This is a genomic window from Janthinobacterium goodfellowi, from assembly GCF_051380695.1.
Taxonomy (GTDB): domain Bacteria; phylum Pseudomonadota; class Gammaproteobacteria; order Burkholderiales; family Burkholderiaceae_D; genus Janthinobacterium.
On sequence record NZ_JBNYXN010000001.1, the window covers coordinates 542162 to 559855 of the forward strand.

Here is a 17694-nt window from a genome sequence, read left to right on the forward strand (position 1 = left end):
TGCGCGGGCTTGAAATTCGCCGCCCTATACTTATCTTTTAGTTATTCTTGTTATACATAGTCATCTGGAGCCATCGCCCATGAAACGTATCGTCCTGTTTATAGCAACCAACCTGGCCGTGATGCTGGTGCTGTCGCTCGTCCTCAGCTTGTTGGGCGTGGGCAATCCGGCGCGGGGCAGTACCCTGAACCTGGGCAGCCTGATGGTGTTCTCGCTGGTGGTGGGTTTCACCGGGTCCATCTTTTCCCTGTTGATCAGCAAGCCCATGGCCAAGTGGAGCACGGGCGCGCGCGTGATCGACAATCCGACTTCGTCGACGGAATTGTGGCTGGTCAATACCGTGCGCGCGCTGTCCGAGCGGGCCGGCATTGCCATGCCGGAAGTGGCCGTGTACGAGGGCGACGCGAATGCGTTTGCCACGGGCGCCTTCAAGAATTCGGCGCTGGTGGCCGTGTCCACCGGTTTGCTGCAAAGCATGAACCGCGATGAAGTGGAAGCCGTGCTGGGCCACGAGATCGCCCACGTCGCCAACGGCGACATGGTCACCTTGACCCTGATCCAGGGCGTGGTCAATACCTTTGTCGTCTTCATGGCCCGCGTGGTGGGGTTCTTTGTCGATAACGTGTTGCTGAAAAATAACAACCGCGAAGGGGGCGGGCGCGGCATCGGTTACTTTGTGACCGTCATGGTGTGCGAAGTGATCTTCGGCCTGCTCGCTTCCATCATCGTCGCCTGGTTCTCGCGCCAGCGCGAATTCCGCGCCGACGCCGGTTCCGCCAAGCTGCTGGGCAGCCCCACGCCGATGATGCATGCGCTGGCCCGCCTGGGCGGCGTGCCGCCGGGCGAGCTGCCGCAATCGATGCAGGCGCTGGGCATCAGCGGCGGCAATGGCGGCTGGGGCGCGCTGTTCGCCACCCATCCACCCATCGAACAACGCATCGCCGCGCTGCGCAGCGTACAATAATGCTAACTTAACAAGCTGGTTCGCCAGAACGCTTACACATGAGTCAATTTTTCCAGATTCACCCCGACAATCCGCAATTGCGCCTGATCAAGCAGGCGGCCCAGATCATCCAGTCCGGCGGCGTCGTGGCCTTGCCCACGGATTCCTGCTACGCGCTGGTGTGCCAGCTCGACGACAAGGGCGCCGTCGAGCGCCTGCGCCGCATCCGTGGCGTGGATGAAAAGCACCATCTGACCTTGCTGTGCCGCGACTTGAGCGAGCTGGGCGTGTACGCCCGGGTCGACAACCGCCAGTTCCGCCTGCTCAAGGCGGCCACGCCGGGCGCCTACACCTTCATCCTGGAAGCGACCAAGGAAGTGCCGCGCCGCCTCAGCCATCCTTCGCGCAAGACCATCGGCCTGCGCGTGCCGCAGCACCGCATCGTGCAATGTTTGCTGGAAGAACTGGGCCAGCCCCTGCTCGGTGCGACATTGACCTTGCCCGGCGACGAAGAGAGCCTGACGGATGCCGACACCATCCGCGAACGCCTGGAAAAACTGGTTGACCTGATCATCGACGGCGGTGTCTGCGCGCATGGTCCCAGCACCGTGATCGACCTGACGGGACCGGAGCCGGAAGTGGTGCGCGTGGGACGCGGCGACCCGGCCGTGCTGGGCTTGTAGAGGGGCATCGCGTACCCGTTGCGCCGCCGCTCTTCATCTGTTCTTAATGACAACATAAGAAAGGGGCCGGGGTGCCTCTGGTAGAATCGCGGTCATGAGCGATTTCAATACGATAGTCCAGACCGTTGCGGTGTACCTGGTGCCGGTGCTGTTTGCCATTTCCCTGCATGAGGCGGCGCATGGCTATGCCGCCCGTTATTTCGGCGATCCGACCGCCTCCGACGCGGGCCGCCTGAGCCTCAATCCGATCCGGCATATCGATCCTTTCGGCACGATCTTGTTGCCCTTGATGCTGTATTTCACGATCCAGGTGCCGTTCGGCTATGCCAAGCCCGTGCCCGTCGATTTCAGCCGCCTGCGCAATCCGAAGAAACAGATGGCCTGGGTGGCGTTTGCCGGACCTGGCGCCAATTTTGTCATGGGCCTGGGCTGGATGATTGCCTTTGTCGTGCTCAGCGTGCTGCCGCCGACGGAAATGGGCATGTTTTTCCGCAAGATGGCGGGCGCCGGCGTCAGCGTCAATGCGGCCATGTTCGTCTTTAACCTGATTCCCGTGCCGCCCCTCGATGGCGGGCGCATCATGACGGGCTTGCTGCCGATGCAACTGGCGCGCCCGTACGCCAGCATCGAGCGCTACAGTCTGTATGTGTTCGGCGCCCTGGTGCTGCTGATGTACACGGGCATCTTGAACCGCGCCCTGCTGGCGGCGATTGAATTTGTCATAGGCATTTTTGTCACGGTGGTCACGCCTCTGACGGCCCTGTTGACGTGATACAAGCACCTTGATGGTTGCAAATAATTGATGGAAGTACCGATGCAAGTAATTGAACCGACAGTAGAAACCGAAGCGATTTCCGGCTGGCTGCGCCGCTGGGCGCCCCTGATTCCGGGCGGCGAAGTGCTGGACCTGGCCTGCGGCGCAGGCCGCCACGCGCGCCACCTGGTGAGCCTGGGCCATCCCGTGATCGCGCTCGACCATGATCCGGAAATGCTGGAAAAGGCGGCCGGCACGGGCATCACCACCTCGCTGGTGGACCTCGAAGCGCCGGGCGCCGTGTGGCCTTTCGCTCCCGGCCGCTTTGCCGGCATCGTCGTCACCAATTATCTGCACCGGCCGCTGCTGGAAGCCATGCTGGCCAGCCTGGCGCCCGATGGCGTGCTGCTGTATGAAACGTTTGCCGAGGGCAATGAGCAGTTCGGCAAGCCGTCGAATCCGAAATTCCTGCTGAAGGAAGGCGAAATGCTGGCCTGGGCGGTGCAGCAGGGCTTGCGTGTGGTAGCGTATGAGGATGGAAGAGTGGAACAGCCAAAAGCTGCTCTGGTGCAACGAATTTGTGCCGTCCGGCCGGATTTTCCACGGTTGGCAGCGCTGCTGCCGACGTTTTGAGCGGCCATACTATGTCAGAATGCACCACAGGCGCGGGCTATCCGCTACAATCGTTGTTTTATTTATCGGCGCTATAAACTTACTATGATCAAGGGCAGCATTGTAGCAATCGTCACCCCGATGCACACAGACGGCAGTCTGGACTTTCCAGGTCTGCGCAAGCTGATCGACTGGCATATCGCCGAGGGTACGGACGGCATCGTCATCGTTGGCACGACGGGCGAATCGGCAACAGTCAGCGTGGAAGAACACTGCGAACTGATCCAATTGACCGTCGAGCACGCCAAGGGGCGCATTCCTATCATCGCCGGCGCCGGAGGCAACTCCACGGCCGAGGCCATCAAACTGACGCGTTACGCGAAAGAAGCGGGCGCCGATGCTGTCTTGCAAGTGGTGCCGTATTACAACCGTCCTACCCAGGAAGGCATGTACCAGCACTTCAAGGCCATCGCCGAAGCCGTCGACATCCCCGTCATCCTGTACAACGTGCCGGGCCGCACGGTTGCCGACATGAGCAACGAGACCATCGTGCGCCTGTCCGCCATCCCGAATATCGTCGGCGTGAAAGATGCGACCGGCAATATCGGCCGCGGCATCGACCTGCTGCGCCTGGTGCCGGCCGACTTCGCCGTGTACTCGGGCGACGATCCGACGGCCATGGCGCTGATGTTCTGCGGCGGCCACGGCAACATTTCCGTGACGGCCAACGTCGCGCCGCGCGCCATGCACGAACTGTGCGTCGCGGCCATGGCGGGCGAGCGTGCCACGGCGATCGCCATCAATAACAAAGTTTTCCCTCTGCACCAGAAATTGTTTGTCGAGCCCAATCCGGTGCCCGTCAAATGGGCGATGGCCGAAATGGGCCTGATGCCGGCCGGCATACGCTTGCCGCTGGTGCCGCTGGCTGAAAACTGCCATGCCACCGTGCGCGACGCCTTGCGCGACGCCGGTGTCCTGTCTTAAGGCCGAACTTCAAGCCCGGACTTGACCAGTCCGGACCTTTCCTGATTCCAGCTGCTACTTAGCTTCTTATCCAGTTACGACATGACTAATTGCAAGAAAACCAAACCGGCGCCTGCCACCATCGCCGTCCGCGGCATCGTCATCGGCGCCGTCGCAGCCAGCCTCGCGGGCTGCGGCATGATCAGTTCGGTAGTCGGCGGCGACAAGGTCGACTACAAGTCGGTCAAGAAAGCCGGCACCCTGGACGTGCCGCCTGACCTGACGCAATTGCAGCAGGATAACCGCTACTCCTTGCCCGATGCGAAAAACGGCGTGGCCACGGCTTCCGGCTACAACGCGCAGCGCAACGCCACGGCCGGTACCCCGGTCGTCGTGGGCGCCGATGGCGTGGTCGGTGTCGTGCCGGTCACGGCAGGCGGCGTGAAGGTCGAGCGCGCGGGCAACCAGCGCTGGCTGGTCGTCAAGCAGTCGCCTGAAGTGCTGTGGCCGCAGCTCAAGCAGTTCTGGGAAGATTCGGGCTTTACCATTGCCGTCGACCAGCCGACGGCTGGCATCATGGAAACCGAGTGGAACGAAAACCGCGCCAAGGTGCCGCAAGACTTTATCCGCAGCACCATCGGCAAGGCCTTCGATTCGCTGTATTCGACTGGTGAAAAAGACAAGTTCCGCACCCGCGTGGAGCGCCTGGCCGACGGTTCGACCGAGATCTACATCAGCCACCGCGGCGTGGAAGAGGTCGTCACGGGCCGCGACAAGGAAACCACCACCTGGACCGCTCGCCCGAACGACCCTGGCCTGGAAGCGCAATTCCTGGCCAAGCTGATGACGCGCCTGGGCGCGGCCAGCGACGATGCGCAAGCGAAGACGGCCGTCGATGCCGCCATCGTGCAGCCGCAGCACGCCAAGCTGGTGGGCGACGCTGCCACGCAGACGCGCGGCATCGAAGTCGATGAAGGTTTCGACCGCGCCTGGCGCCGTGTCGGCCTGGCGCTGGACCGCGTCGGCTTCACCGTGGAAGACCGCGACCGCACGCAGGGCACGTATTTCGTGCGCTACGTCGATCCGGACGCGGTCAAGAAAGATGGCTTCTTCTCGAAACTGTTCAGCTGGGGCTCGTCGTCCGACAAGGACAAGGAAGCGCAGCGCTACCGCGTCCTGGTCAAGGCCGGCACCGGTTCGACCAGCCTGGTCAGCATCCTCAGCAACGAAGGCAAGCCCGATACCTCGCCAGTGGCCGAGAAGATCCTGGGTCTGCTGAATGACCAGTTGAAATAAGCGCTACATTCGCGGCAGGCATCAGAACCTGCCGTGCATTAAAAAGGCTGGCCCGGGAAACCGGGTCAGCCTTTTTTATTGCTTGCGTCCGGCGTTTTATCCGCAGGATAAAACGCCGGACGCAAAAAAGCCGGCCCGAAGGCCGGCTTTCTCTAGTGCTGGGTGCTAATTACTTAGCAGCCGATGCAGCAGCCGAAGCGGCAGCAGCAGCGTCCGAAGCGGCCGAAGCAGCGCTCGAAGCAGCAGCAGCAGCGTCGGTAGCGGCCGAAGCAGCAGCGTCAGCAGCAGCAGCTGGAGCAGCTTCAACTGCTGGTGCTGGTGCTGGGGTTTCAACTACTGGTGCTGGTGCAGGAGCTTCTTCTTTTTTGCTGCAAGCAGCCAGAGCAACAACCATCAGGGAGGCGATCAGCAGGGATTTTTTCATTTGTTTTCCTTAATTATTTCAAAAAATAAATCAATATTGTTGCGATGAATAATTACCGGTAATTATCGCTCGTTAGGTCGTCTTCGAAGGCTTTTCGTACCAGGTGGTGCCTGCCAGACAACGGAAACTTCCTAACCGAATATTATAGCGATTTTTGGTGCGTCGCAATAGGAGCAAGAGGCAAATTCGCAACTATTTTGTGATATCGCAATATTTGCCGAAGCAAATTGCAAGCAAGTGTAAGTGTTTTGCGAAAGCGCGACAAAACGATATAAAAATATTATGTTTCATTGCGCTGGCGCAGAAGCTGCTATTTTACCTACTGTAATACCACTTTGCTACGCCGCGTCATTCAGGCCAGTTCGATCCAGCCATCCTGATACCAGGTATATAAGGCATCCATCACGTCATCGGAAGCCTGGGCCACGGCGGCGCCATCGAGGGCGCGTTCATTGGCCAGGGTTTCCAGGGCCGTTTTATCGGCCTTGCCAATGGCAAACGATTCGCCATTGATGAAGACATTCTTGCCACGATACAGCATCAAGGTCTTGCGCGACAACACGACACCCTTTTTCTGTGCCGCGTCCGCGAAGCGGCCCACCGTCAGCGGCTTGGACAGCGGCGTGAAAAACACGTTGTGCTTCGGTTCCGACAGGTGTTCGCCCAGGAAAATGGTCACGTCTTCTTCCGTGAAGCGCACCTTGTTCATTTCTTCCGTGATCGTGCTGAGCATTTCGCGGGGAATTTCCGCCGGCTTGCCCGATGCTTTCAGGTCCGGGTCGCTGTAGATGCCCGGCAAGTCGATCGAGTCGGCCATGAATTGCAGGAACGCTTCGCCCAGTTCCTGGAACGATGGCGAGCGGAAGCCGATCGAATACGTCTGGCAGTCGCCGATGGCCACGCCGTCGTGCGCGTAGTGGGGCGGCAAGTACAGCATGTCGCCCGGTTCCAGCGTGAATTCTTCGTCGGGCGTGAAGTTGCTGAGGATTTTCAGCGGCAGGCCGTCGATCAAGCTCAGGTCCTTTTGCGCGCCGATGCGCCAGTGGCGCTTGCCCTGGCCTTGCAGCAGGAATACGTCATAGGAATCGAAATGCGGGCCCACGCCGCCGCCGTCGGTGGCAAAGCTGACCATCAGGTCGTCCAGGCGCGCGTCCGGCAGGAAGCGGAACTGGCGCAGCAGGGCGTCGGCCTTGGCGCTGTGCAGGTTGGCGCCCTGCACCAGCAGGGTCCATTCCTTCTGTTTCAGCGAGGGCAGGCTGGTCAGCGGACCTTGCTGCATGTTCCAGTGGCCATCCGCATGGCTGACCAGGCGCGATTCGACGTGATCGAGGGTCGCCAGTTCGGCCAGGGCCTTGAAATCGAACAGCGCCTTGAAGCCAGGCACGGCTTGACGGATCAACAAGGGTTTTTTATGCCAGTAGTCGCGCAGGAATTGCGCCGGCGTAATATCGCCGAGGAGAGTTAATTTTTTCATGCGCCCATTATAACAACCGGAAATGCAGGAATGCGCCTGCCGTTGGCGGCGTGAAGGTATAATTTGCCAGCTTATACAATGAAAGGAAGCATAATGAAGATTGCCAAAAATACGGTCGTGACTGTCAACTACAAACTGTCAGACGCGCAAGACAATCTGATCGAAGACGGCCGTCAGCCGATGGTCTACCTGCACGGTGATTATGAAAACACCCTGCCGAAGATCGAAGAAGAGCTCGACGGCAAGGAAGTTGGCTATTCCAACACGATCCAGATCGAACCGGATGATGCTTTCGGTGAATACGATCCAGCCCTGGTCAAGGTCGAGCCGCGCAACCGTCTGCCTGAGCCGCTGGAAGTGGGCATGCAGTTCGAAGGCATGCCGGAAAGCGATTCGCCGGACGAAGAAGCGATGATCTTCACCGTCACCGATATCGCCGACGACAAGGTCGTGCTGGATGGTAACCATCCACTGGCCGGCATCGCGCTGCGCTTCTCGCTGACCGTCGCTGACGTGCGCGCAGCCACCGACGAAGAAATCGCCCATGGCCACGTGCATGGCGCACACGGTCATGACCATGGCGATGAAGATGATGAAGGCGAAGAGGGCGATCACTTCCGCACCCACCCTATTCATTAACACCTGACCAAACCTACTGCGCGCAGCGGGGCGCGGCCGGCGATGCTCACCGTACTAGAGTACGGTTGCGCTTCTCGGCCGCGCCGCGCAGCTGCTCGCTACGGTTTTGTCAGGCGTCGTGACGTCTGCTGGGCGTGACGCTGCTTGAATGAAAACAGGCCGGCTACATGCCGGCCTGTTTGCTTATGCGCTAACGGCGCACGGTCGACGCCCTGGCCCTGGCTTGCGCCGATGGTCTGACGGCGCGTTGACGCACCTCAAAGAATGGGGTTTTACCGGGCCGTACGGCGATGGCGGACCAGTCGTTGTCGATGCTGACGTGGCCCAGGTTGCCTTTCCAGCTGATTTTCGGCCCGCCAGCCCTGGCCGCAGCCTTTTTGTTCTTGCCTTCCTTGCCGTCCGCGTCGCCATCGCGCTGCGTATCGACCAATAACACCTTGCCGCTGAACTTTTTCGCCAGCGTACGGATCTGCTTGCGCGGTCCCGCAAAGCCATCCTGTTTCGAACTGAAGCTGGGCAGCAGTGAATTGTCGTCTTCTTCCAGCACGCCCACGTCGCCGTCCGAGAACAGCACGATGCCGTCGAGCTGCTTGCGTTGCGCCATGGCGAACAGGCGCTGCAGCCAGGAGCGGTTGGCCACCAGGCGGTCTTCGAACTCGCTGTTGCGGCCTGCTTCCGGCAGAAAATGGTTGTTATTCGCGGGCAGGTTGATGGTGGCAAACAGCACGCCGCCGTATTCCCAATGGGCATTTTCCGCATAGCTGCGGAATTTCGCCGTCGATGACAGCCGCGACAGGGTCAGCTTGCGCTGGCCCAGACTCTGGTCGTCGGCGAAATACACGTCGCGCAGGCGGTTCAGGCGCTCGATGGCGTTGATGCGGCCGCGCGAATTGCGGCAGTTGGCCCAGTCGCTGGCCGACAGCGAGACGATCAGCGGCGGTCCGCTGGCGTCCAGCAAGTCCTTGCGCTGGCCGTACAGTTTGTCGCTGCACGGTTCGCTGGCTGCCTTGATGCCGGTGGCCACCACGAAGGAGGCATTGAAGGCGCTGGTGTCGGCGATGGCTTTTTTCAGGGGGCCATCGTCCGGCCCTGCGTTGAAGGAATGGCCCAGCACGGCAAACTCGAAGCCGGCCTGGTCGCCCGGGGCGGCCAGCGCCGCTTGCCATGGCAGGCTGGCAGCCAGCAAGCCGGCGGCCAGCAGGCGTATCGCGCTGCGCCGGCAGGTCATGCGGCGGCCAGCCGTTTCAATTGATACAGCTGCTCCAGCGCATCGCGCGGCGTGAGCGCATCGGGATCGAGGTCGGTGATGGCGTCGAGCAAGGCTTGCTGCGCCGCATTCAGCGCTGCCAGCGGCGCCGCCGCTGCCTCTTCTTCCTCTTGCGCATACGGATCGGCGGAGGGCAGCGCGAACAGGTCGCGCTGCGGCGTGGCGTCCAGCGCCTGCGCTTCCAGGCGCGCCAGGTGCTTGCGCGCCGCCTTGATCACGGGCTGCGGCACGCCGGCCAGCTGCGCCACCTGCAAGCCGTAGCTTTGCGAGGCGGGGCCGGCCTGCACGGCGTGCAGGAAGACGATGCTGTCCTTGTGCTCGACGGCGGACAGATGCACGTTGGCTGCGCTCGGATGGCTGTCTGGCAATTGCGTCAGCTCAAAGTAATGCGTGGCGAACAGGGTGAAGCTGCGGCTGCTGTCGATCAGGTGGCGCGCGATGGCCCACGCCAGGGCCAGGCCGTCGAAAGTCGAAGTGCCGCGGCCCACTTCATCCATCAGCACCAGCGAATGCTCGGTGGCGCCGTTCAAAATCGCTGCCGACTCCGTCATTTCGACCATGAAGGTCGAGCGTCCGCCCGCCAGGTCGTCGGTGGCGCCGATGCGCGTGAAGATGCGGTCGATGGGGCCGATGGTGGCGGACGCGGCCGGCACGTAGCTGCCCACGTAAGCCAGCAGGGTGATCAATGCCACCTGGCGCATGAAGGTCGATTTACCGCCCATGTTCGGACCGGTAATCAAGAGCAGCCGGCGCTCGTTGACGAGGCGGCAATCGTTGGCGATGAAGCGTTCGATCTGCTTTTCCACCACGGGGTGGCGACCTTCGACGATGTTGATGCACGGCTCGTCGACCAGCTGCGGCGCGGCCCAGTTATGCTGCTGCGCATGTTCCGTCAGCGCGTTCAGGGTGTCGAGCTGGGCCAGGCCCTGCGAAATGGTCTGCAAGGTGCCGATGTGCGGCGCCAGCTCGGCCAGCAGCAGGTCGTACAGCAGTTTTTCGCGCACGAGGGCCTTGTCTTGCGCCGACAGGGCCTTGTCTTCGAACACTTTGAGTTCCGGCGTGATGTAGCGCTCGGCGTTTTTCAGGGTCTGGCGGCGGCGGTAGTCGTCCGGCACCTTGTCCGTCTGGCCGTGCGTGACTTCAATATAGAAGCCGTGCACCTTGTTGTATTCGACGCGCAGGTTGGCGATGCCCGTGCGCGCGCGTTCGCGCGTTTCCAGGTCGAGCAGGAACTGGCCCGCGTTTTCCGACAGGGCGCGCAGTTCATCGAGTTCCGCGTCGAAGCCGGTGGCGAACACGCCGCCGTCGCGCACCATGGCGGCCGGTTCCTGCGCCACGGCGCGCACCAGCAAGTCCAGGCAGGCCGTCGGTGTCGCCAGCGCCGCGTGGATGGCGGCCAGCAAACCGCTTTCGCCGCCCTGGCCAGGGCCGTAACAATGGACTACGTCGCCGCGCAGGGCCGGCAGTTGCAGCAAGCCGTCGCGCAGGGCGGCCAGGTCGCGCGGACGCGCCGACAGCAGCGCGATGCGCGTGGTGATGCGTTCGATATCGGGCACTTGCGCCAGCGTGGCGGCGAGCGGACCGGCCGCCTCGCTTTGCGCCAGCGCGGCGATGGCTTCATGGCGCGCGCGGGCCACGTTCTGGTCGCGCCGCGCATGGTGCAGCCAGTGGCGCAGCATGCGCGAACCCATGGCCGTGCGGCAATGATCCAGCAGGGAAAACAGCGTCGGCGATTCCTGGCCGCGGATGGTTTCCGTCAGTTCCAGGTTGCGCCGCGTGGCCGCGTCCAGGCCGATGAATTCGCTTTCCGTTTCCGTCGTCAAGGAGCGCACGTGCTGCAAGCCGCGTCCCTGCGTCGACTGCGCATAGCGCAGCAGCGCGCCGGCCGCGCCAAATGCGGCGCCGAGGCCATCGGCGCCAAAGCCCGTCAGGGTCGCCACGCCCAACTGGTCGAGCAGGGCCTTGTGGCCGCCCACCACGTCGAAATGCCAGTCCGGCACGCGGTTGATGTGCGTGCCCGCGTAGTCGTCGAACAGGTTGCCATTGTCGCCGCTGAGAATTTCCGCCGGCACGATGCGCTCGAGCTCCTGCTGCAGGCGCGCGGCCACGGTGGCGCTGTCGCCGGAGAATTCCATCAGTTTCAGCGCGCCGCTGGCCAGCGACAGCCAGGCCAGGCCCGTGGTGACCGTCTTGCGCTGCGTGATGCTGCACATGGCCAGCAGCGGGCGCTCGGCCTTTTCTGGCAGCAAGTCCGCATCCGTCAGGGTGCCGGGCGTGACCACGCGCATGACCTTGCGCTCGACGGGGCCCTTGCTGGTGGCCGGGTCGCCGATCTGTTCGCAAATGGCCACCGACTCGCCCAGCTTGACCAGCTTGGCCAGGTAGCCGTCCAGCGAATGAAACGGCACGCCGCACATTTTAATGGGGTTGCCGCTGGCCACGCCGCGCGCCGTCAGGGTAATGCCCAGCAGGCGCGAGGCTTTTTCCGCATCCTCGAAAAACAGCTCGTAGAAATCGCCCATGCGGTAGAAGACCAACATCGTCGGGTGGTTTTCCTTGATGCCCATATATTGGGTCATCATGGGCGTAAGCTTTTCAGCCGAATTCTTCTTTGCCGCGGCGGCGTTGATTTCTTTTGGGACGGTGGTCATGTGTTCTTTGTCGTTGGTCCGGCGGCAGGAGACGCATGCCTGCCGGGCTGTGGGTGGTGCTGTGTGCGTGCCAGGCCGCGCCAGTGGGCGGAGCTTGGGTTCAAGGCCGTCATTTTACCGCTTTCGGCGGGCGGGGCGGCGTATTGCGTGCGCAGATGAAAAAGCCGCATCGACAAAGTCGATACGGCCTTGGGTATGCGCAGACCGAAAGGCAGCGCTATGCATAGTTGATTCTATAAGTTGCCGTCGCCGCCCACCGAGCTTTCCGGATCGAAGGAAAAGACGCGCAATTCCGGTTGTACATCTTCGCCGCGCATGATGCGTACCGTCATCACGAAGGAGAGTTCCCAACGACCGGCGGTATAGCCGACATCCAGGTTATGTTTCCACTCCTGGCGGATGCGGTGCAGGGGCGTTTGCTCTGGTTCGCCCAACAGTTGCTGGATTTCGAAGTCCAGCGGGAAATGGTAGGTGGCACCTACCGACTGAAGGAATGGCGAAGGCGGTGAATAAATGGTGGGTACTTTCGGTCCAATCTGAGTCAGCTGCGGTACGGTGACGATGCAGCAATCGATGATCTGAAACGATGTGAAGCCGCTGTCCTTGGAGCCGCAGCAGGTGACGTCGAGATAGACATGCTGGCCCTTCTGGAAATGCACGCCGCCCATGTAGGGGCCATGGCGGGGATCGGCCGTGCCGTCGCAAGAGGTAAAGTTGTAGTCGAGCTGGTTGGTGATCTGATCCGCATCAAAGTGCACGGATAACTTCATCCAAGGGCTTACAGGCGTCATTTTTTACTGTCTCTTTCTAAGTTGATGAGAAATTGTTGGTAGCGGGAATCGCGTCGGAGGTTCAGCAGATCTGGCGCTGATTCGATGAGATTGAAGGGATAGCCTAGCTTGCTTGCTTGGAATAGCGCGGCCAGTGCCGCGCTGCGGTTGCCTATCAGTTCATATGTTAGGGCTGCGCGAAACTGGACGTCTGCGATCTGTGGTGCCAGGTCGAGCGCATGTCGCACGGCTACCAGGGCGCCTTCTTTTTCTCCGGCGTAGGCTTTGTATAAAGCCATGCGGGAATTGAGCGTAATGTCACTGGGCATGCGCACCAGCATGGGCTGCAAAAGCGCGATCGCGCGCAGGTACGATTGTTTCGATGCCTGAGCCAATGCGGGAACCCAGCGTTGCGCATCGGCTAGGTTGGCCCAAAGCAAATAGGTGCCGGGGCTGCCTTTTTTCTCGGAAACGGCATTTTCAAATGCTTGTACCGCACCAAGGTAGTCGCCCTTGGCAAACAGCGACGTGCCCAAGTTGGTGTAGAGTTCCCAGTGTGGACGTACCAGAAGACCTTGCTGGAGAACCGCAAGTGCCTCGTCTTCGCGGTTCTGGCGCAGCAAAGTTGCATTCAAATAGGCATAGGCTCCGGGTGATTGCGGGTCCATATGTATACACTTGCGAAAAATTTGTTCTGCGGCCGCGTAGTCACCCTTTCTGTAGTTCATCACACCGAGTGACATATCGAACATGCGTTCATTTGGATATGCCGCAACAGCTTGTTTCAGTACTGCGTGCGCTAGATCAAAATTGTGAGCGGCGATATGCAAGCGTGCCTTGCCATACAACGCCAGCATATTGTTTGGTTCCAAATTTAATGAGATGTTTGCTTCGTGCAGCGCTTCGTCATTCTTGCCCTGGAATTCCAGTACCCATGCTTGCGCGACATGGGCGAGCGCTAACTGATTATCCGCTGCCAATGCTTGCTTTGCGCTGACATCGGCTCTTTGCAACCAAGTGGCATCGCGGCCATTTCCCGTATAGCGGAAGCTCGACGCCAGTGACAGGCCTGCCGCCGCCGCCGCATTACCTGGATTATGTTGCAGCACTGTCATGAAATGTCCGATCGCCTGCGCCTGGCTCGTGTCGCGATCAAACACCCGCAACGCCTCCATCCCCGCCGCCATGCTGGCCATTTCCGAATACGGCGCGGGCGCCTTCTCGCCCGTGACGAACGATTTGATGGCAGGAGCTATATTGGGCATCTGCCATCCCGCCAGTACCGCCAGCAGCGCCACGCCCGCGCCCCATTGCAGCGTGCGCTTGCGGGGCAGGGGCAGGCGGATGGAGACGCTGGCGGGTGGTTCTTCCTTCGCGGGCGTCGCGTCGGCAAGAGGCGCGGCCAAGGTGGCAGGTTCCCCGCGCTGCGCCCCAATCGCCTCGCGCACGTCGCGCATGGTGCGCGGCCGCTGGGACGGGTCGTGCGCCGTCATCGCGCGCACGAGGGCGTTGATGGCGGGCGGCACCGTTTCCGGCAGGTCGGGCCACGGCTGCGTCGCCTGCATGTGGGCGGCGGCCAGGGCCAGGCCGTTCAGGTGGGCGAAGTGGCGCTGGCCGGCCAGCATTTCGTACAGCATGGCGCCCAAGGCATACACGTCGCCGCGCGTGTCGGGCGGGCGGCCCATCAGGCGCTCGGGCGCCATGTAGGCGATGGTGCCCTGCAAGTCGCACAGGGTGGTCGTCTGCGTCGCTTGCGGGTCGATGTGGCGGGCCAGGCCGAAGTCGAGGATGCGCACCTTGCCGTTTGCCTCCAGCATCAGGTTCGACGGTTTCAGGTCGCCATGGACGAGGTCCATGGCGTGCGCCTCGTCCATCGCGTCGGCGATCTGGTAGGCGATGTCGAGCGCCGACCGCAGGTCAGCCTGGCCGCCGTGCATGAACTGGCCCAGGGTCTGGCCTTCGACCAGTTCCATGACGATGGACTGGCCCGTGCCCTGGCCTTCGATGGCGAAGATGCGCACGAAGGCCGCGTGCTTGAGCGAGGCGGCCAGGCGCGCTTCATTGATGAGTTTTTCCGGATGCAGCACGTCGGCTTGCGGTTTCAGGCGTTTCAGCGCCACGCTACGGCACAGCTTGGCATCCCAGGCTTCGAAGACATGGCCGAAACCGCCCTCGCCCAGCAAGCGGCGCACTTCGTAGTGCCCGCTGATCGTGTCGTCTTGCGACGGGGTCTGACGCAGGGAGTCGAGCAGTTCCATATACCTTGGCTTCAGAGTGCATCAAGGTGCGCATCAGGCATCGGAGAGGGAATTGCGATGCCTATGTGCGCAAAATGATTGATTTTGAGTAACTTCCTGATTTAAAACGATTGTTTCGAATAAGTCAATTAGTATTGACAAGGAGTGAACAAAAGTTGCTGGCAGTCGCCTTTGCGCGCTTCTGCCGCAGGCATGCGCGGCTACGCCACGCAGGCGTCGATGGCCGTACCCAGTTTGTCGACGATCTCATCGACGTGGCTGGCGTCGATGATGTAGGGCGGCGCCAGCAGGATGTGGTCGCCGTGCAGGCCGTCGATGGTGCCGCCCATGGGGTAGCACATCAGTCCGTTTTGCATGGCTTGCGCCTTGATGCGCGCGTGCAGGCGGCGGGCGGGGTCGAACGGCTGCTTGCCCGCGCGGTCCTGCACCAGTTCCAGGCCCAGGAACAGGCCGCGGCCGCGGATGTCGCCCACGTGCGGGTGCTCGCCGAAACGCTGGCGCAGCCGCTCCTGCAGCAAGCCGCCCATGGCGCGCACGTTGGCCAGCAAACCGCGTTCCTCGATCTGCCGCTGCACGGCCAGCGCGGCGGCGCAGGCCGTGGCGTGGCCGATATACGTGTGGCCGTGCTGGAAGAAGCCCGTGCCGGCGCGGATGGTCTCGCGGATATCCTGCGACACCATCACGGCGCCGATGGGCTGGTAGCCGGCGCCCAGGCCCTTGGCGATGCAGATCAGGTCGGCAGTGATGCCTTCCTGCTCGCAGGCGAACAGGCTGCCCGTGCGCCCCATGCCGCACATGACTTCGTCGAGGATCAGGAGGATGCCGTGGCGCTGGCAGATGGCGCGCATGCGCGCAAAATAGCCGGCCACGGCGGGCAGGGCGCCGGCCGTGGCGCCGACGACGGGCTCGGCGATGAAGGCCATGACGTTCTCCGCGCCCAGTGCGGCGATATGGTCTTCCAGTTCCTGGCCCAGGCGCGCCACGTAGTCGGCATCCGTTTCATGGGGCGCCTGGTCGCGCCAGGCGTAGCAGGGCGACACGTGGGTCACGCCAATGAGAAGCGGCTCGAACTGCTGGCGGCGCCAGGCGTTGCCGCCCGTGGCCAGCGCGCCCAGGGTGTTGCCGTGATAGCTCTGGCGGCGGGCGATGACGTGGCGGCGCTGGGGCTGGCCCCGCTCGACGAAATACTGGCGCGCCAGCTTGAGCGCGCTCTCCACCGCCTCCGAGCCGCCAGAGACGAAATACACGCTGTCGATGCCGTCTGGTGCCCGCTCGACGAGAAAATCGGCCAGCTGCTCCATCGGCTCGCTGGTGAAAAACGAGCTGTGCGCGTATGCCATCGTCGCAATCTGCCGCTGCACGGCGGCGCTCACGGCCGCATCCGAATGGCCGAGGCAGGAGACGGCCGCGCCGCCGCAGGCGTCCAGGTAGCGCTTGCCGTCCGCATCGATCAGGTAAGGCCCATCGCCGCCCGTGGCGACAGGGTAGGTGGCGGTCAGGCTGCGGTGGAAGACATGGCTCATGGTATCGCTTTCTTATCGGCAAGGGAGAATGGCCGATTATAGGATGCGTGGAGCCGTGTTGCAACGATTGGTGTATTTGTTTTTAATTTACATCATTTGATGTTTTTGCGTAGGCGCCCAGCGCCCGCAGCTGGGTTTCCGCTGCGCCGATGGCGTGCACTGCGTCCGGTCCCGCGCGCGCCACCAGCAGTTCCACCAGGCTCTCCACGGCCGCGATGCCGGCAACGATGGAAGGGAAGAACGAGGGACTGTCGACGGCGATGACGATGCTGGCGTCGGCCTGCAGGGCCAGCGGCGACATGGCGCTGTCGCTGATGGCGAGCACCTGGCAGCCGGCCTGGCGCGCCGTTTGCGCCACCAGCAGCGCTTCGCTCGAATACGGCGCGAAGCTGACGACGACGACGGCTTCGCCCGCCTGCAGGGCGCGCAAGTCCATTTCCAGGGTGCCGCCCTGGCCGCTCAGCAGCTGCACGCTGGGGCGCAGCAGCCGGTACAGGTAGTGCAGGGTGTAGGCGATCGGGTGGGCGGCGCGAAAGCCGGCCACGTGCACGCGGGGCGCCGCCTGCAGCAGGCTGGCGGCCGCGTCCAGGGCGGCGTGGTTGGCACTTTCCGTGGCGGCCAGGTTGCGTTGCTGCACCGAGAACACTTCGGTGACTAGGTCCCCGTCCTTGCCGGCCAGCGTGCCCGCCTTTGCCGCATAGCCGACGGGTCCTGCGCGCAGGCGTTCGACGAAGATGGCTTTCAGTTCCGGCCAGCCGGCAAAGCCCAGCTGCTGCGCCAGGCGCACCAGGGCGGCCGATTGCACCTGCGCGCGCGCGGCGATGCTGCGCATCGATGACACGGCCACTTCGTCCGGATGGTCGGCCAAGTAGCGGGCGCCGGCCTGGAATTGCGGGCTCAGCTCCGCATGGCGCGCCTTGATCAGGTCCATCAGTGCCGCATAGGAATCGTGGGGTGTCGCTGCCTGCATCGCCGTGCCTCATGTAGTAGGTTGCGGCGATGGTACAGGATTCGTCAGCGCGCCGGTAGCGGCAGGGCGGCCGTGCGCGGACGCAGGCGGGCAAACAGGTGCGGCCCGGCCGGCTGGCGGCGCGGTCCCGTCGTCAGCACGCGCAGGGCGGTGCGCAGCGGCACATCGTGGCAATGCAGGAACAGGGCGGCGGCGCCCGTGCCGGCCATTTCCTGCAAGGCCAGCGCATGCTCGACCAGCGCCGCCGTGCGCATGTCGAGCCGCACCGGGATGTCGGGTTGGAATAACTGTATATCGACGTGCCGTGCATCGCGCATGCTGTCCCCGCCGGGTTCGCTAGTCAAGCTGCCAGCATAAAAGCGCCCCGGCGGCGCCACTTTGCGCCAGATCAATTCCTATGTCGGATAGATTCCACAAGGCAAAAAAACGCCAACCGTTGCCGGCTGGCGCTGAAAACCCTCGCAAGG

16 protein-coding genes are annotated in these 17694 nt (G+C 62.4%); 7 read left to right on the forward strand and 9 right to left on the reverse strand.

Features of this window, described 5'->3' with window-relative positions; all coding sequences use genetic code 11:
• Positions 1-79: 79 nt before the first annotated feature.
• From htpX to bamC, 6 genes are all read left to right on the forward strand, one after another.
• Entirely contained in the window at positions 80-964 is an 885-nt protein-coding gene (htpX, locus tag ACQ4WQ_RS02485) for a protease HtpX (RefSeq protein ID WP_326456781.1), read from the forward strand.
• A 38-nt stretch (positions 965-1002) separates the two neighbouring features.
• The gene (locus ACQ4WQ_RS02490; RefSeq protein ID WP_046685844.1) at positions 1003-1626 is read left to right on the forward strand and encodes an L-threonylcarbamoyladenylate synthase; all 624 of its coding nucleotides are present in this window, start codon (positions 1003-1005) and stop codon (positions 1624-1626) included.
• Positions 1627-1720: 94 nt separating this feature from the next.
• On the forward strand, positions 1721-2398 hold the full coding sequence (locus ACQ4WQ_RS02495; protein ID WP_326456783.1) for a site-2 protease family protein: 678 nt from the start codon (positions 1721-1723) through the stop codon (positions 2396-2398).
• Positions 2399-2440: 42 nt separating this feature from the next.
• The gene (locus tag ACQ4WQ_RS02500; RefSeq protein WP_326456784.1) at positions 2441-3013 is read left to right on the forward strand and encodes a class I SAM-dependent methyltransferase; all 573 of its coding nucleotides are present in this window, start codon (positions 2441-2443) and stop codon (positions 3011-3013) included.
• A gap of 84 nt (positions 3014-3097) precedes the next feature.
• The gene (gene dapA, locus ACQ4WQ_RS02505) at positions 3098-3976 is read left to right on the forward strand and encodes a 4-hydroxy-tetrahydrodipicolinate synthase (protein ID WP_436494443.1); all 879 of its coding nucleotides are present in this window, start codon (positions 3098-3100) and stop codon (positions 3974-3976) included.
• An 81-nt stretch (positions 3977-4057) separates the two neighbouring features.
• On the forward strand, positions 4058-5251 hold the full coding sequence (bamC, locus tag ACQ4WQ_RS02510) for an NlpB/DapX family lipoprotein (protein WP_326456785.1): 1194 nt from the start codon (positions 4058-4060) through the stop codon (positions 5249-5251).
• Between the two features lie 169 nt (positions 5252-5420).
• Here the strand turns inward: bamC and ACQ4WQ_RS02515 are convergent, their stop codons facing one another.
• Entirely contained in the window at positions 5421-5675 is a 255-nt protein-coding gene (locus ACQ4WQ_RS02515; RefSeq protein ID WP_071650198.1) for a hypothetical protein, read from the reverse strand.
• A gap of 352 nt (positions 5676-6027) precedes the next feature.
• A complete protein-coding gene (locus ACQ4WQ_RS02520) occupies positions 6028-7149 on the reverse strand; it encodes a cupin domain-containing protein (protein ID WP_287779030.1) in 1122 nt (373 codons plus the stop codon).
• 93 nt (positions 7150-7242) lie between these two features.
• Here ACQ4WQ_RS02520 and ACQ4WQ_RS02525 point away from each other — a divergent pair, with 93 nt between their 5' ends.
• The gene (locus tag ACQ4WQ_RS02525) at positions 7243-7788 is read left to right on the forward strand and encodes an FKBP-type peptidyl-prolyl cis-trans isomerase (protein ID WP_034783360.1); all 546 of its coding nucleotides are present in this window, start codon (positions 7243-7245) and stop codon (positions 7786-7788) included.
• Positions 7789-7978: 190 nt separating this feature from the next.
• Here the strand turns inward: ACQ4WQ_RS02525 and ACQ4WQ_RS02530 are convergent, their stop codons facing one another.
• The 7 genes from ACQ4WQ_RS02530 to ACQ4WQ_RS02560 form a co-directional block, all read right to left on the reverse strand.
• Complete coding sequence (locus ACQ4WQ_RS02530) at positions 7979-9016, reverse strand: hypothetical protein (protein ID WP_436494447.1); 1038 nt, start codon at positions 9014-9016, stop codon at positions 7979-7981.
• Entirely contained in the window at positions 9013-11706 is a 2694-nt protein-coding gene (mutS, locus tag ACQ4WQ_RS02535; RefSeq protein WP_436494449.1) for a DNA mismatch repair protein MutS, read from the reverse strand. The genes ACQ4WQ_RS02530 and mutS overlap by 4 nt, the downstream gene beginning before the upstream one ends.
• 233 nt (positions 11707-11939) lie before the next feature.
• Positions 11940-12497, reverse strand: a complete 558-nt coding sequence (locus ACQ4WQ_RS02540; RefSeq protein ID WP_436494451.1) for a hypothetical protein — start codon at positions 12495-12497, stop codon at positions 11940-11942.
• Complete coding sequence (locus ACQ4WQ_RS02545) at positions 12494-14734, reverse strand: protein kinase domain-containing protein (protein ID WP_436494453.1); 2241 nt, start codon at positions 14732-14734, stop codon at positions 12494-12496. The genes ACQ4WQ_RS02540 and ACQ4WQ_RS02545 overlap by 4 nt, the downstream gene beginning before the upstream one ends.
• A 200-nt stretch (positions 14735-14934) precedes the next feature.
• Positions 14935-16257, reverse strand: coding sequence for an aspartate aminotransferase family protein (locus ACQ4WQ_RS02550; RefSeq protein WP_436494455.1), 1323 nt, complete (start codon positions 16255-16257; stop codon positions 14935-14937).
• Between the two features lie 82 nt (positions 16258-16339).
• Positions 16340-17227: a MurR/RpiR family transcriptional regulator gene (locus ACQ4WQ_RS02555; protein WP_436494457.1), complete on the reverse strand. Its 888-nt coding sequence runs from the start codon at positions 17225-17227 to the stop codon at positions 16340-16342.
• Between the two features lie 44 nt (positions 17228-17271).
• Positions 17272-17544, reverse strand: a complete 273-nt coding sequence (locus ACQ4WQ_RS02560; RefSeq protein WP_436494459.1) for a hypothetical protein — start codon at positions 17542-17544, stop codon at positions 17272-17274.
• Positions 17545-17694: the final 150 nt, after the last annotated feature.

Bases quoted from the DNA above. Each gene is read 5' to 3' on its own strand.
- htpX (WP_326456781.1), top strand. From the start codon at position 80: ATGAAACGTATCGTCCTGTTTATAGCAACCAACCTGGCCGTGATGCTG.
- ACQ4WQ_RS02490 (WP_046685844.1), top strand. From the start codon at position 1,003: ATGAGTCAATTTTTCCAGATTCACCCCGACAATCCGCAATTGCGCCTG.
- ACQ4WQ_RS02495 (WP_326456783.1), top strand. From the start codon at position 1,721: ATGAGCGATTTCAATACGATAGTCCAGACCGTTGCGGTGTACCTGGTG.
- ACQ4WQ_RS02500 (WP_326456784.1), top strand. From the start codon at position 2,441: ATGCAAGTAATTGAACCGACAGTAGAAACCGAAGCGATTTCCGGCTGG.
- dapA (WP_436494443.1), top strand. From the start codon at position 3,098: ATGATCAAGGGCAGCATTGTAGCAATCGTCACCCCGATGCACACAGAC.
- bamC (WP_326456785.1), top strand. From the start codon at position 4,058: ATGACTAATTGCAAGAAAACCAAACCGGCGCCTGCCACCATCGCCGTC.
- ACQ4WQ_RS02515 (WP_071650198.1), bottom strand. From the start codon at position 5,675: ATGAAAAAATCCCTGCTGATCGCCTCCCTGATGGTTGTTGCTCTGGCT.
- ACQ4WQ_RS02520 (WP_287779030.1), bottom strand. From the start codon at position 7,149: ATGAAAAAATTAACTCTCCTCGGCGATATTACGCCGGCGCAATTCCTG.
- ACQ4WQ_RS02525 (WP_034783360.1), top strand. From the start codon at position 7,243: ATGAAGATTGCCAAAAATACGGTCGTGACTGTCAACTACAAACTGTCA.
- ACQ4WQ_RS02530 (WP_436494447.1), bottom strand. From the start codon at position 9,016: ATGACCTGCCGGCGCAGCGCGATACGCCTGCTGGCCGCCGGCTTGCTG.
- mutS (WP_436494449.1), bottom strand. From the start codon at position 11,706: ATGACCACCGTCCCAAAAGAAATCAACGCCGCCGCGGCAAAGAAGAAT.
- ACQ4WQ_RS02540 (WP_436494451.1), bottom strand. From the start codon at position 12,497: ATGACGCCTGTAAGCCCTTGGATGAAGTTATCCGTGCACTTTGATGCG.
- ACQ4WQ_RS02545 (WP_436494453.1), bottom strand. From the start codon at position 14,734: ATGGAACTGCTCGACTCCCTGCGTCAGACCCCGTCGCAAGACGACACG.
- ACQ4WQ_RS02550 (WP_436494455.1), bottom strand. From the start codon at position 16,257: ATGAGCCATGTCTTCCACCGCAGCCTGACCGCCACCTACCCTGTCGCC.
- ACQ4WQ_RS02555 (WP_436494457.1), bottom strand. From the start codon at position 17,227: ATGCAGGCAGCGACACCCCACGATTCCTATGCGGCACTGATGGACCTG.
- ACQ4WQ_RS02560 (WP_436494459.1), bottom strand. From the start codon at position 17,544: ATGCGCGATGCACGGCACGTCGATATACAGTTATTCCAACCCGACATC.